At 55.3% G+C, this 13,852-nt stretch carries 15 protein-coding genes; 6 read left to right on the top strand and 9 right to left on the bottom strand.

From position 1 onward, the window contains the following. Positions 1-34 precede the first annotated feature (34 nt). The 3 genes from hemP to ACT3TJ_RS06855 all read right to left on the bottom strand — a co-directional run bounded on the left by hemP (position 35) and on the right by ACT3TJ_RS06855 (position 1,791). A complete protein-coding gene (gene hemP / locus ACT3TJ_RS06845) occupies positions 35-190 on the bottom strand; it encodes a hemin uptake protein HemP (RefSeq protein ID WP_226912078.1) in 156 nt (51 codons plus the stop codon). A gap of 304 nt (positions 191-494) precedes the next feature. Continuing rightward, positions 495-986 (bottom strand): YciE/YciF ferroxidase family protein, encoded by a 492-nt coding sequence (locus tag ACT3TJ_RS06850; RefSeq protein ID WP_193056666.1) that lies wholly within the window; start codon positions 984-986, stop codon positions 495-497. Positions 987-1,188: 202 nt separating this feature from the next. Then, positions 1,189-1,791, bottom strand: a complete 603-nt coding sequence (locus tag ACT3TJ_RS06855; protein WP_193056667.1) for a LysE/ArgO family amino acid transporter — start codon at positions 1,789-1,791, stop codon at positions 1,189-1,191. Between the two features lie 94 nt (positions 1,792-1,885). On the opposite strand from ACT3TJ_RS06855, the gene ACT3TJ_RS06860 reads away from it, so the two are divergent. The 4 genes from ACT3TJ_RS06860 to ACT3TJ_RS06875 all read left to right on the top strand — a co-directional run bounded on the left by ACT3TJ_RS06860 (position 1,886) and on the right by ACT3TJ_RS06875 (position 6,649). Then, entirely contained in the window at positions 1,886-2,773 is an 888-nt protein-coding gene (locus tag ACT3TJ_RS06860; RefSeq protein ID WP_193056668.1) for a LysR family transcriptional regulator ArgP, read from the top strand. Positions 2,774-2,847: 74 nt separating this feature from the next. Then, positions 2,848-3,939, top strand: a complete 1,092-nt coding sequence (locus ACT3TJ_RS06865; protein WP_193056669.1) for an ABC transporter ATP-binding protein — start codon at positions 2,848-2,850, stop codon at positions 3,937-3,939. A 29-nt stretch (positions 3,940-3,968) separates the two neighbouring features. Next, the gene (locus ACT3TJ_RS06870; RefSeq protein WP_176372234.1) at positions 3,969-4,952 is read left to right on the top strand and encodes an ABC transporter substrate-binding protein; all 984 of its coding nucleotides are present in this window, start codon (positions 3,969-3,971) and stop codon (positions 4,950-4,952) included. Next, on the top strand, positions 4,952-6,649 hold the full coding sequence (locus ACT3TJ_RS06875; RefSeq protein ID WP_087110902.1) for an ABC transporter permease: 1,698 nt from the start codon (positions 4,952-4,954) through the stop codon (positions 6,647-6,649). The genes ACT3TJ_RS06870 and ACT3TJ_RS06875 overlap by 1 nt, the downstream gene beginning before the upstream one ends. Positions 6,650-6,657: 8 nt before the next feature. Here the strand turns inward: ACT3TJ_RS06875 and madM are convergent, their stop codons facing one another. The 5 genes from madM to ACT3TJ_RS06900 all read right to left on the bottom strand — a co-directional run bounded on the left by madM (position 6,658) and on the right by ACT3TJ_RS06900 (position 11,981). Next, the gene (gene madM, locus ACT3TJ_RS06880) at positions 6,658-7,419 is read right to left on the bottom strand and encodes a malonate transporter subunit MadM (protein ID WP_193054694.1); all 762 of its coding nucleotides are present in this window, start codon (positions 7,417-7,419) and stop codon (positions 6,658-6,660) included. 15 nt (positions 7,420-7,434) lie between these two features. Continuing rightward, positions 7,435-7,905 carry a malonate transporter subunit MadL gene (gene madL / locus ACT3TJ_RS06885; RefSeq protein ID WP_193054693.1) on the bottom strand — a complete coding sequence of 157 codons (471 nt, stop codon included), beginning with the start codon at positions 7,903-7,905 and terminating at the stop codon, positions 7,435-7,437. A gap of 89 nt (positions 7,906-7,994) precedes the next feature. Beyond that, positions 7,995-9,530 carry a malonate--CoA ligase gene (locus tag ACT3TJ_RS06890; protein WP_193054692.1) on the bottom strand — a complete coding sequence of 512 codons (1,536 nt, stop codon included), beginning with the start codon at positions 9,528-9,530 and terminating at the stop codon, positions 7,995-7,997. A gap of 35 nt (positions 9,531-9,565) precedes the next feature. Continuing rightward, on the bottom strand, positions 9,566-10,903 hold the full coding sequence (locus ACT3TJ_RS06895) for a malonyl-CoA decarboxylase (protein ID WP_172117869.1): 1,338 nt from the start codon (positions 10,901-10,903) through the stop codon (positions 9,566-9,568). A 316-nt stretch (positions 10,904-11,219) separates the two neighbouring features. Then, complete coding sequence (locus tag ACT3TJ_RS06900) at positions 11,220-11,981, bottom strand: SDR family NAD(P)-dependent oxidoreductase (RefSeq protein ID WP_172117870.1); 762 nt, start codon at positions 11,979-11,981, stop codon at positions 11,220-11,222. 244 nt (positions 11,982-12,225) lie between these two features. On the opposite strand from ACT3TJ_RS06900, the gene ACT3TJ_RS06905 reads away from it, so the two are divergent. Next, positions 12,226-12,519: a hypothetical protein gene (locus tag ACT3TJ_RS06905; protein ID WP_172117871.1), complete on the top strand. Its 294-nt coding sequence runs from the start codon at positions 12,226-12,228 to the stop codon at positions 12,517-12,519. Positions 12,520-12,693: 174 nt separating this feature from the next. Next, complete coding sequence (locus tag ACT3TJ_RS06910; protein WP_172117872.1) at positions 12,694-13,221, top strand: HPP family protein; 528 nt, start codon at positions 12,694-12,696, stop codon at positions 13,219-13,221. A gap of 23 nt (positions 13,222-13,244) precedes the next feature. On the opposite strand, the gene ACT3TJ_RS06915 is transcribed toward ACT3TJ_RS06910, so the two are convergent. Next, complete coding sequence (locus ACT3TJ_RS06915) at positions 13,245-13,844, bottom strand: gamma-glutamylcyclotransferase (protein ID WP_172117873.1); 600 nt, start codon at positions 13,842-13,844, stop codon at positions 13,245-13,247. Between the last annotated feature and the right edge of the window lie 8 nt (positions 13,845-13,852).

The following is a 13,852-nucleotide window of genomic DNA, read 5'->3' on the forward strand; positions in this document are numbered from 1 at the left end:
ATAGCAAATGCTAAGGGGGCGTAACGGTCAGTTGTTAAGCCGTTAAAATAAGCTTTCCGCTTTTGGTAAAACGTAGCAGATAGCGCCGGTTTTCGTGATGAATCACCAACTGGCCTTCTGACCCCAGTAGCTCTCGACTTTCCACTTCACGTGGTGGCGGTGTTTTCTCCCGCGAGGTGCTTTTTTTCATGCTGCACATGAGATTAAATTCCCTATGCTAATGATAGTTATTATCGATAAGATATCAGCCTGTTTGCGTTAACTCAAGCATCGGATATCGGTTGGCTAAGGCCAAACCAGGGCAGGCAGAGATCAGAATGGGAATCGTGGGGAGAGGATGTGAGCGAGCCGTTACGACGTAATACGTCCGCAATAGACGATCAATAGCATCAGGGCAGTTCCGTTAATAGCTGGCTCCCCCTGCTACGAACAGTATCTGATAGTCGTAATAATGGGGGTGAGCCAGCTATTGAGACCCGTTTGCCAAGCAGTCGTTAACCCGCTTTTTTGTTAACGTTGGCTTCTGCCAGTTTGCTTAGCTTGTCATCTGTCGATTTCTCTTCTTTCAGCGTTTCGGCCAAGATGTTTTTAGCGTCTGTATAGCCTAACTGCTCGGCAAGGGCGCAAAGAGTGCCGTATGTCGCAATCTCGTAATGCTCTACTTTTTGCGCCGCGCCAATTAAGCCTGCATCTCGTACAGGGCCTTTCTCGGTGGCTTCAATGAGTTCCTGGCCTTCTTCAATCAAGCCTTCCATCGCGTGGCACTTGATTCGCTTGATACGGATATCCGACAGGCTATCCGCGACCTTCTCAAGCCGCTCCAACTGGCCTTGGGTTTCTTCAAGATGGTGTTTGAAAGCGTCGGCTAATTGAGGGTCGTCAGCTGCGCGGGCCATCTTGGGCAGCGCCTTGGTTATCTGCTTTTCAGCACTGTTCGTATCGGAAAGCAGATGAATGAAAAGTTCCTTGGCATTTTTAATAACCATCAGTCGGCTCCTTCTCGGTTAATACAGCATTGTCCGTAATGAAAGACGGAAGCCATTTAAAGCTAGCAGGGATTTAGGCACTCAAGTGTTTATAAAAGTTAAGCTTTAAATTGAATGTCAGTGGGCGCGTGGTGAAATGTTTTATTTTAGAAAGTGGTATTAATCTACGTTAAAAGTTTAAAACCCTCATACTATGGATGGGTTACAGCCCACCCATCATCAGTTGGACAGCAATCGTCAACATCATCATCGCAACCCCGATATCGATTAGCCGCCAGGTAAAGGGACGTGACAGCCAAGGCGCCAGCCAGGCAGCGCCTAGTGCCAGGGCCGTAAACCAGAGTGCTGAGCCACTGGCAGCCCCCATGGCATAGGCGCCGGGAATAGATTGCTGAGCACCGAGTGAGCCGATCAGCAATACGGTATCAATATAAACATGCGGGTTGAGCAGCGTTACCGCGAGTGTCGCCAGTATGACCGCAGCAAGAGAGCGTGGGGGCGTACCGCCTGCCTCAAGCCCGTTAGGGCGCCAGGCACGGCGTAGTGCCTGACTTGCGTACCAAAGCAGAAACGCAGTGCCACCCCAGCGAGCAATGGCCAATAGAAGGGGATTCTGAGCCAGCAGGTTCGCCAAACCAAACACGCCAGCAGTCACCAGCACGGCATCGCAAACAATGCACAGCAGAGCGACCGGAATATGATGTTCGCGGCGCAGACTTTGCGAAAGCACAAACGCATTTTGAGCGCCAATCGCCATGATTAACCCCATCCCGACCAGCAGGCCATTGCTGTAACTCTGCCACATGCTCTCTTTCCTGTTATGAATATCGCTGGCCAGTGTGCAGAGATTACCTGTATAAGAAAAACGAATAATGCTGATGTCTCATTAGGAAAAGTGATTGCTGGATTACAAATTATTGGCGGCGCTGGCCGCCGTCATAGAGCAGGGTGGTTTTGAGCGAGGCGCGCAGGTGCTGGGGTTATCGCAGTCAGCTATCTCCCAGCGGATCAAGCTGCTTGAAGCGCGTATTGGTCAGCCCGTTCTGGTGCGTGCCACACCGCCTGCGCCCACCGAGGTAGGACGCCAACTGCTTAACCATGTGCAGCAGGTGCGCTTACTTGAACGCGACTTAAAGGGGCAGGTGCCGGTATTAAGTGAGGCCGTACCGGAACGCCTGCGCTTGGCGATTAACGCCGATAGCCTGGCGACGTGGTGGGCATCAGCGGCGGGGGATTTCTGTACCAACCAGAACGTGTTGCTGGAGCTGGTGGTGGAGGACCAGGAGGTAGGACTAAAGCGCATGCGTGCTGGTGAAGTAGCGGGATGTGTCTGTGCTGCCGAACGCCCGGTTGCGGGTGCCAACAGCGTAGCGTTAGGTGCCATGCCTTATCTTGCCGTGGCAAGCCCGGCCTTTGTCCACCGCTACTTGGCAGAAGGCATCAATGCCCAGGCGTTGGCCCGCGCACCGGCAATCGTGTTTGGAAACGATGATCAGCTACAGCATCGTTTTTTGGCGGAACTTGGCGTAACGGGAGGGTTTGATTATCACCTATGCCCCTCTTCAGAGGGCTTTGTACGGCTAATGGAAAGCGGGCTTGGCTGGGGGATGGTGCCAGAGCTTCAAGTGCGAGATGAATTGATTAAAGGCACGCTGGTGGAATTGATGCCGGGGCGTGCTATTGATGTGCCTCTTTACTGGCACTATTGGCGCAGCGGAGGCCGCCTGCTAACCGAGTTAACGCAGCACCTTTGCCGTGAAGCGTTAGAGACATTGGTGCCGCTTTAACGGTCATTGCCGCTGTCAAACGACTGTCATCATTTTTGGTTAGGATAATTTCCTTTGATGACGGTGCTAATCCTATGCCCATTCCTGCGCTTGCTATTGAAGGTTTGCAGAAATCGTTTGGTGATAAAAAAGCGCTGGATGGTATCGACCTTCACCTATCGTGCGGCAAAGTGCTGGCCCTGCTAGGCCCCTCTGGCTGTGGTAAAACGACATTACTGCGCTGTATCGCTGGGCTAACCGGCATCGATAGCGGACATATTTCCCTGAATGGGCAGCTTGTGGCTCAGCCTCAGTGTCATTTGAGCCCCAACGATCGAAAGCTCGGCATGGTCTTTCAGGATTATGCGCTCTGGCCGCATATGAGCGTGGCGCAAAACGTAGCGTTTCCTCTGGAAATGCAAGGTGTTAACCCTAAAGCGCGCGAAGAGCAGGTAGCCTGGGCGCTGTCGCTGGTCGGCCTTGGCGACTATGCCGACCGCCAGCCGGGGTCGCTCTCCGGCGGGCAGCAGCAACGCGTTGCTCTGGCACGCGCCATCGTGGCCAAGCCCAGGCTTTTGCTAATGGATGAGCCGCTCTCCAATCTGGATAAAGGGCTTCGCGACAATCTGGCGCTGGAAATCAGAGCCCTGATAGAAGAGCTCGCCCTGACGGCCGTTTTTGTCACCCACGATCAGCACGAAGCCTTTGCCCTGGCTGATGAGGTGGCAGTGTTGCAAGAGGGGCGTTTGCAACAGGTAGCCTCCCCGGAAGCGCTTTATCAAGCGCCCGCTACCCCCTCGATTGCCGCGTTTATCGATGCCGGTGCGGTGCTTGATGGACACTTCGATGCAGATGGCTTTCATGTTGCTGGCCAAACGTTACGCGTCATGGCTCACCGTGATTACACCGGCCCGGCACGCCTTCTGCTACCTCGCCGGGCACTTACACTGACGTCGCCAACTCAGGCTGACGTGATTGCCAAGGTAAAAGGTCGGCTGTTTCAGGGCGACCACACCGCACTAACGCTGTCGCTTAATCAACATACCCATATAAAACTGCGCGTACATGGCACGCTGGTGCCATCGGAATCCGTTGGCCTGACGGTAGACGTCGCATCACTACGCGCCTGGCTACCCACTGGCGAGGCGCTTTCCTGTTCCCCTCTGCATGCTGCGGAGCTTTGCTAACACATTTATCCCACTATAAGGAATGTCGCATGCTTTCTCGATTGCTTTCCCGCTCTGCGCTGGTGTCGCTTACGGGCGCCGCAATTTTTAGTCTGGGTAGTCAAGCTCATGCTCAGGCGTTGACGATCTACTCGGCAGGGCCGAACTCGCTGATTGAACGTCTGGCGGCCGATTTTACCGAGCAAACCAATATCGATGTGAATGTGTTTCAAAGTACGACAGGCCAGGTAATGGCCCGGTTGGAAGCCGAGCGTGCCAATCCGTTGGCAGATGTCGTCATTTCTGCCTCTTGGGATAGCGCTACGTCGCTTTCGGAAGATGGTCTCTTGCACGCTTATCGATCTTCTAATGCGGCCACTGTGCCTGATTTCCTGCAGGCGGATGACTACGTCGCCCAAGGCGTTTCGGCGCTGTCGCTGGTCTGGAACCAAAATAGTGATACGCCGCCACCCAGCGACTGGTCTGATCTGACTGACCCGGCTTACGCCGACCAGGTAACTATGCCTGATCCCGCTCAGTCGGGAGCTGCTTTTGAGCTGGTGGCCGGCCTTTTGACGGCGACGGGAGAAGACGCAACGTGGTCGTTGCTGGAGGCACTGATGGACAACGGTATGGTGGTGCCCGGGCCTAATGCGCGCGCGCTTAACCCCGTATTGCAGGGCGCCAAGTCTGTTGTGTTTGGCGCCGTCGACTATATTGCGCTTACCCAACAGGAAAGCGGCGAGGCGATTGAAGTCATTTTCCCCGAAAGTGGTACGGTTATCGCGCCGCGCCCGATGATGATTCTTGAGTCCAGCGCTATGCAACATGAGGCCGAGCAGTTCATCGATTTTGTGCTCTCTGATCAAGGCCAGCAGCGGGTTGCTGAAAGCTACCTGATGCCAGCACGTAACGATATCGAAGCACAGCGCCCGACGCTGAATGAGCTGACGCTGATTGATATCGATAGCGAAGCAATGAACGAGCAGCGTGACGTCATTCTGGAACGCTTTCGTGGGCTGACGGGCGGGTGATGAAGTCGATCAAAGCCCTCAACCTGCCCCGTTTGGACGGGGCAGGCATCGTGCTGTTGCTCACGGTGCTGATACTGCTTTTATTGGTGGGCTTGCCGCTACTGTATATCGTTTTGCAGGCCATTTTTCCGCTATGGTCGCGCGGTGATCTCTCTGGTGCTTTTACACTGTTCGTGCCAACGCTTGTCGACCCTGCACTGCTTAAACTGCTGGGCAATACGCTGCGGCTGGGCCTTGCCGTGGTCTTGGCCTGTGCCGTGCTGGCCATACCGCTTGGCGCGCTGCGGGCGCTTACCCGTGTGCCGGGCGGCGCTATTTGGGATCTGATTTTTCTGATTCCGTTTATGATTCCACCGTATATCGCAGCGCTCTCCTGGATGTTGACGCTTCAGCCGCGTGGCTATGCGCAGCAGTTAATGGGTATCGAAGCGAGCCATTTTCTATTCTCTTTCTACGGCATTGTGTTCGTGATGGTTCTGAACGTCTTTCCCGTGGTCTATTTTGCCGTTTCGCGCACTATGATGAGTGTGGGTGGGCGCTACGCGTCGGCCGCCCGCGTTTGTGGGGCAGGCAAGTGGCAGGCGCTTTGGCGCGTCACGCTGCCACTCTCGACGCCCGGTATTGCGGCCAGCCTACTGCTGGTTTTTGCACTCACGATTGAGGAGTTCGGCACGCCAGCCACGCTGGGCGCTCAGGCGGGCTATCACGTTTTGGTGACCGGGATTCATCAGCGCTTTTCCGACTGGCCAATCGATATCCCCGGCGCTGCCGTGCTGTCACTGTTGCTTGTGATGCTGGCGATGGCCGCCTTCTACGTCCAGCACTGGCTGGTAACGCGGCGTTCGTTTATCAGCCAGACCGGCAAGCCAGCGACGGGGGAGCGCGCCGAGCTTGGAAAATGGAAATGGCCGACCTTAGTGCTTTTTTCAGCCGTGGCGTTTATCTCGGTTGCCGTCCCCCTGCTGGCCGTATTGGCGACAGCGCTGACGGGAACGCTGTCGGGCGGGCTTACGCTGGATAACCTGTCGCTACGCCACTTCGAGGCGCTGTTTGCCAATCGTGGCGGTGCCATGCAGGCATTGGGAACGAGCTTGAGCCTGGCCGTTGGTGCCGCTTTGCTCACAGGTGTATTGGGAGCCCTGGTTGGCTATATGGTGGTGCGCGCTCAAGTACGTGGCAAAGGGATGCTCGATTTACTGTCGTTGCTGCCCAACACCCTGCCTGGGGTCGTTGTCGCAGTAGGTTTGATTCTGGCGTGGAACCAGAGCCATTGGCCCATTCAGGTGTACAACACCGGGGCGATGCTGCTGCTGGCGTATGCGTGCCTGCTGCTTCCTTACCCTGTGCGCTATGCCAGTGCGGCTTTCCGGCAGATGGGGGAGAGCCTGGAAGCAGCTGCCAGAGTGTGTGGTGCCGGGTTTGTCACGACATTTCGGCGTATCTTGCTGCCGGCGCTGGCGCCGAGTCTTCTGGTATCCATGCTGCTGGTGTTTGCCATCGCTTCCAGAGAGCTGGTGGCATCACTGATGGTGGCGCCGGCAGGCATGAGCACCGTATCGACATTCGTATTTGGACAATTCGAGCAGGGCTCACCGGGAGTGGGAATGGCGATGAGCGCCGTGGCGATTTTTACCACCACGGCGCTATTGGTCGGGCTAACGGCCTTCAGCCGCAAACGGTTGCCCATCGCCAGCTAGATACGCCTTTAAAAAACGGCGCGCACAGCAAGGTACAGCACCGAAGGGGCAAGCAGTGCGCCTAGCCCGGTATAGAAAGTGGCCGTCATCGCGCCGTAAGGCACCAGTTTCGGGTCGGTGGCAGCTAAACCCGCTGCTACGCCACTAGTGGTACCCATCAAGCCACCAAAGATCATCGCAGAGCGCGGGTTGTCCAGACCGATATGGCGGGCTGCGATGGGAGTCAGCACCATCACCAGAATCGATTTGAAAAGGCCTGCTGCAATCGAAAGCGCAATAATGTCGGAAGAGGCGCCAATGGAGGCGCCGGCAATGGGGCCAACAATGTAGGTGACGGTACCGGCACCAATGGTGGTGAGCGAGACCGGGTCCCGATAGCCAAATGCGTAAGCCACGGCAACACCCGCTACGAAGGACACAATAACGCCCAAAAACAGTGCGATGATACCGCTAAGGCCCGCTGCGCGAATTTCTTGGAAGCGCACCCCGTAAGCTGTGGCGATAATGGCCAAGTCGCGCAGCATGCCGCCACCCATTAGCCCAAGCCCTGCAAACAGGCTGATATCGGCAAGCCCACGGCTACCACCGGTATGAATGCCGCCAAAGTAAGCGAGTGCCAGGCCCACCATAATCGCAATGGCTGAGCCGTGAACGCGGCCCTTGGTCAGCTTGTCGCTGACCAGATAAGAGATATACATCGCACCGCCTACCAGCGCAAAGGCGGCGATTAGATGCTGTTTTTCGAGCTGAGTGACGAACGATTCAATCATAACGATAGCCTCAGGTTAGCGGGCCGTGCGCGTGCGCGCAGACGCCGGAGAAGATGAAGAGGTTTTGACCCGAGACTTACTGGCCTTACTGGCGCTTGAAGCAGACGCAACCGCTGTCGTGGATGAGGATTTCGGATGACCGAGACGAGTGAGAAAGGGCACCAATGCAAAGCTTGCGGCAACGGCCACCAGGCTTGCCAGGAGCGCGATCATCCCACCATCGAAGGCAGCGGCAACATCTTGACTCGCCGCCATGGCCACCACAATGGGGATATACATACCGTTCCAGAAGGTGATGCCGCTTTCGGTACCGCTGGGCATTTTTCCCTTGTCCATCAGGTAGCCGCCCAGAAAAATCAGCATCAGCATGGCAATACCGACGCCGCCTACGTTGGAATTGACGCCCAGCAGCATACCCAGCACATCACCAGCCCATAGACCACCCAACATACACCCTGCGAGCAGGGCAACTCCGTAAATCACCATGGCAATCTTCCTGTTTTATCGTTGTTGTATGAAGCTTTCTTTAACCGCAGTCAGGGCTTAGCCCTTCCCCTGCGGCGCGGGATCCAGCATCAAGCGTTAGCGGCGGTGTGCTCCTTTTTAAAGGTGTCAGCGTAGGTGTTACGCAACTGATTCTTCTGCACTTTGCCCATAACGTTGCGAGGGAGCGCATCGGCAAAGAAAACCCGCTTGGGCTGTTTGTAGCGTGCTACCTGGTCCTTCAGCGCGGCCAGTACCAGTGCTTCGCTAATGGCGTCTGAAGCACTGGGGACCACCACGGCGACGACCCCTTCGCCAAGGTCGCTATGAGGCACACCAATAACGGCCGACTCCATTACGCCGGGCAGGTCATCAATTAACTGCTCAATCTCTTTCGGGTAGACGTTGTAGCCGCCGGAGATCACCAAGTCCTTATCGCGGCCCACGATATTCAGGTAGCCCTGGTCATCCATCAGGCCTAAATCGCCGGTAATGAAAAAGCCGTCATCACGAAACTCCGCCTTGGTCTTTTCGGGCATGCGCCAATAGCCCTGAAAAACGTTAGGCCCGCGTAGCTCAACCATGCCGGTTTCCCCTTGGGCAAGTGCGGCGCCACTTTCGCGGTCGGCAATCCGTACTTCTACGCCCGGCAAGGGCTTGCCCACGGTGCCTGGCCGACGCTTCCCATTGTAGGGGTTGGAGGTGTTCATGTTGGTTTCGGTCATGCCGTAACGCTCAAGAATGGCGTGGCCGGTACGTGCTTCAAACGCTTCATGGGTTTCCGCCAGCAGCGGCGCCGAGCCCGAAATAAACAGGCGCATATTGGCAACGATATCGCGGTTTAAACGCGGCGAAGCGAGCAGGCGGGTATAGAAAGTGGGTACGCCCATGAGCACGCTGGCATGGGGCATCAGATCAAGCAGCTCATCCACGTCCAGCTTGGGTAGGAACGTCATTGACGCGCCGTTGATTAGCGTAATGTTGCACGCTACAAAAAGCCCATGGGTATGGAAAATCGGCAGGGCATGGATCAGATGATCGTGCTCGGAATAGTGCCACGCCTCGCTCAACGCCTGGCTGTTGGAGGCCAGGTTCTGGTGGCTTAGCATGGCGCCCTTGGAGCGCCCGGTGGTCCCCGAGGTGTACAGGATGGCCGCCAGGTCGTCGGCCGACACCTCGCACACCTGTTCGGTTTCGGAGGCCTTGTCGACCTTCTCCATCAGGCTGCCGTCGGCGTTGGTGCCCAGGCTTTCTACATGGGCAACGCCGCTGGCGATAGCGCGGGCATGTTGCAGCACCTCTGGGCGGCAAACATAAACGTGTGGCTCGGCATCTTCCAGAAAGTAGGCGATTTCGCTGTCGGTATAGGCGGTATTCAGTGGCAAATACACCGCGCCGACCTGAAGGCAGGCAAGATACAGCATCACGATCTCAGGGCTTTTGTCGACCTGTACGGCCACTCGGTCGCCCGGTGAAACGCCCAGCTCAAGCAGGGTGCTGGCCATTTTTCGACTGGTAGCGAGAACATCGCTGTACCGGTAGCGCTTGCCGTTGAGCGTATCCATCAGCACCTTATTGGACTGACGTTCAAAATGCGGATAGAACTTGAGATAAAGATTGTGGTTCATGAAAGGGTCCTTTTTATTATCCAAAGCGCTCGCTGTTAGGCGTTCGCTTCACTGTTGAAATACTGGCCTGCCTGATTGGCTAAACGGCGAATGTCATTGGCACATACCACGCTATGGTTGCGAGTATAGGCTTCGTGGTTTTGCTCAATACGCTCCAACTGATAGAGGTAGTTAACCATCAGGCCGTGGGCCTGTTGCAGCCCTTTGGATGAGGTGTCACCCAGCCAATTCAGCCGATGAAGGCTGGCGCCATTGCCTAAATGAAAACGCGCGACCGGATTGAGCGGTTGGCCACTACGGTGCTTGGCCTCGGTTAAGTAATAGGCGGCCAGGCGCATGAACTCTTTATGCGCGGCGGCGGGCAGCTCGGTTGCTTCATGGTCCTGTAAAAAGGTGCCTAGCGTCTCTGACAGTACCAGTGACTGCGAGGCACGCTGCTCGGCGAGCCAGTCGGCGAAACCGGGTACCGGCGAAAGCGTGACAAAGTTCTTCAACTGCGGCAGCTCGCGGCTAAGCTCCTGTACGACTTGCTTGATCAAAAAGTTGCCGAACGACACCCCTTTAAGTCCTGCCTGACAGTTGCTGATGCTGTAGAACACCGCAGTGTCGGCTACCTCCAGCGGCACTTCTTCGCCATGTTCCAAAATACGCTGAACGTTGTCGGGGATACCTTTACAAAGCGCCACTTCCACAAAAATAAGCGGCTCGTCGCCGGTGGCCGGGTGGAAAAAGGCGTAACAGCGGCGATCATCTGGATCAAGGCGGCGGCGCAGGTCGCGCCAGTCGCTGATGGCATGCACCGCCTCGTATTGAATGAGCTTTTCCAACACGGCGGCGGGCGTATTCCAGTCGATGCTTTCCAGCACCAGAAACCCCCGGTTAAACCAGGAATTAAACAGATGCGAGAAGTCGCTGTTGAGCGCGGCAAGCTCTGGCATATGGCGCAATTGCTTGAGCAAGTCGGCACGCATCTTGACCAGCTCGAAGGTGCCGCCTGGGCAAAGGTTCAAACGGCGCAATAAATCCTGACGACGCGGTTCACAAGCGTTAAACAGTTGTTCCAGCGCGGCGTTATCCTCCGACGCACAGTACGCTTTGTAGGCGCTATGGATGGCGCTAGGCTCAGCGGAATAGTCGCTGGCCAGCAGCGAAAAGAACGCCAGTCTCTCTTCAGGCGCCAACTGCTGATAATGAGTGAGCGCACGCTGGGCGGTCATTATCTGGGAGGCTTCACCGCCACGCTCCATCAGCGTTGCACAGGCTGATGAGAGAGCTTGCAAGTGCGCACCACTGCTTTGTGCGGTGTTAGACGCGTTACCCAAGAGACGTGTACGCGTACTGATATTGGAGAGTAGCCCTTGAAGAAACGTCATGTTCACATTCATGCACATCGACCTCTGGATGGGCGGTCCCTTGGCAGGGCACGCTTGACGGCGTAGAGAAATTTATTAGGCGCCTTGTTATATATAACAAATAGAGGTTTAAAATATTTAGGTCAAGCGTGGCAGGGGTAGACATAAGGTGAAGGCTTGGAGAAAAGCGCGTGAGAATAGCGGGTTAGCCAGCAAAAAAGGACAGGCAGAGAAGCCTAATAAAGGGCTGCTGTACGAGTGAATACTGGTGAAGGAGAAGCGTTGTATCACCCGTGCAGCAGCATAAAAAGCAGACGCGTGTTAGTGGATTGCGATGTTATACAGGGTCGCGGTCAACATTAAGCGGCGACCATGCCTGGCGCACGGGCATGATTTCCAGGCGGTTAATATTAATATGCGCGGGCAGCGTGGCGAGATAGTAGAGCTGCTCGGCAATGTCTTCGGCCTGAAGCGGTGTAGTACCGCGATACAGAGCATCGGAGGCTTCCTGATTGCCTTTCGTGCGCACCAGGGTGAATTCGGTTTCCGCCAGGCCCGGGGCAAGGTCGGTAACCCGTACGCCAGTGCCTAATAAATCGCAGCGCAGGTTGTAGCTAAACTGTTGAACAAACGCTTTGGAGGCGCCGTATACATGGCCGCCAGGGTAAGGCCACTGGCCTGCTACAGAACCAAGATTCAAGATGCTGGCACCTTTACCATGCGCCAGTAGCAATGGCATCGCGGCGTGAGTGACGTTGACCAGCCCGGTGATGTTGGTATCAATCATGGTATGCCAGTCGTTGAGGTCGACCTGCTGCGCAGGCTCGGGCGCCAGTGCCAGGCCTGCATTATTGATCAAGCAGGTGAGCGGCAAAAAGCGCTCGGGTAAATTGCTGATAGCGTTGGTGACCGCGTCGCTATCGCGTACATCAAGTGTCAGGGTTAATACCGGCACCTGCTGTGAAAGCTCGCTCTCAAGCGCTTTCAAGCGCTCTTCCCGGCGGCCTGTCAAAATCAATGACCAGCCTGCTTTTGCAAAACGCTGGGCGGCGGCCTTACCAAAGCCGGATGTTGCACCGGTAATTAAAACGCTGGGCATTGCGAAGACTCCTTTATTGGGCGGACACAATAGATTCAGTCCTAATGTAGCCTGTTTCGCTTGGCTTCTTGAAGGCTTAATGGCTATTTGACTCTGTATCTTCGCGGCCAGCCTGGCTAGATAAGAGCACAGCCAGCGACTCAACGTCGTTGGTATGTGCATGTGCCGAGCGCATTATTTTGCCCGTTGCTGGGTTTTAGCTGACAATGCCAACCAACACGATGGTTACGTTTGGGGATATTGCATGCAGGCAAATGGTTTTTTTGACAGGGTGGGGGAAACCATCGGCGATGCAATTCGTACGGTGGTTGAGTTCCTATTGGCTATTTTTACCAATTTCTTCGGTGCCCTTGAAGAGTTTGTCGATGGGCTCAGTCGTTCGCTGGGGATCAACGCGTCATTTTTTAGCCTTCTGGTGTTAATCATAGGGCTTTATCTATTGTGGGGTGGTGTACGAGCGCTGCTGCGCGGGTCACTGTTTGGCGCCATTGTACGGATTTTGTTGGCGCTATTTATTCTTTCTTGGCTCATTATGTAATCAGTCTCAGTATTAAGATGCTTAAGTAAGCTTGCTAAGTATCTGTATTAATGGCGTTAATCGTTTCACTCGTTAATGTTTTGAAACGTATTCATAACGCTATGACCATTTATCATTTGCCTATTTGGTGCAATTTGCCATCATTTCGCACTTCTTTAGTGCAATGAGAGCGAGATGAAAACGTATCTTGGCAAAATGCGGGGCGAACGTATTCAGCGCAATCGGGTAGGTTGGCAGGATGCTGTATGGTCATGGTTGGGCGCATTTACCGGTATGGCGGTGATTTGCTGGTTAAGCTCGGCATGGCTTTCCCAGCAGTTGCTGATTGTGGGTTCGTTTGGGGCAACGTCGGTACTGATCTATGCCGCACCGGAAAGTCCGTTTGCGCAGCCCAGCCATGTGCTGTTTGGCAGTGTCCTGTCAGCGTGTATTGGGGTGGGCTGTTACCAGCTTTTGGGGGCAACGCCTCTTTCCATGGCGCTTTCGGTATCGCTTTCCATTCTGATTATGCAATTAACCCATACGGTGCATCCGCCCGGCGCTGCTGCGGCGCTTATTGCGGTAGGTGGCGGTGCCAGTGTGCATAATCTGGGCTGGTGGTACCCGCTGCTTCCTATTGGTATGGGCAGCGTGGTGATGCTGGCGATCGCAATTTTGGTTAATAACCTGGCACGCCATCGCCGCTATCCGCGCTATTGGTAGTGTCCGTACGATTGATAGTGCAACTAAAGGCGGTTTAACTGCTGCTCCAACGCGAAAATATGCGCATCATCGACGTTTAAATGCCGCAGTGCCTGGGCCAGGTTAACCAGGTAGTCACGGTTGGGGCCGCTAGGGCCAGACGCGTGAGCAATCTGGCGGGCCATATCATCAAGCGGCGCTGGGCCCAGAAAGGCGGGGTTATCGTCGGTTGCCAGATACACCAGCCCTTGCGTTTGCGCTTGATCACCCTCGTTAGTGCTTGAGTCACTGTCCGTAACATTGTCCGTAAAAAACAGGGGCGTTAACTCGCGCAAGTAGCCATTTTTCTCACGGTGATCCAACGGCGCTAACGTCTCGGGAGTAATGCGGTAGGCCATGCCGTGGCAAATAGCCCCTGGGACAGGCGTGAGAGTGACCACGCGACCAGGCGCTTCCAGCGTGCCACGATGATCATGGGAACCCTGCCAGAAGCGGCGCTCCCAACCGGTAATATAAGCACTGCGTTTTTCCAGGAAGGGAAAGTCCGCTTTCCAGATCAGCGATCCGTACCCGAAAATCCAGATTTCCGCATCTGCATCGAAGCAGTGGCGCTGCTGGTTGATGGCAGTAGTATCGATCAACATGGGCCCCG

It is taken from the genome of Halomonas sp. AOP30-A1-24 (assembly GCF_052378165.1).
Taxonomy (GTDB): domain Bacteria; phylum Pseudomonadota; class Gammaproteobacteria; order Pseudomonadales; family Halomonadaceae; genus Vreelandella; species Vreelandella citrativorans.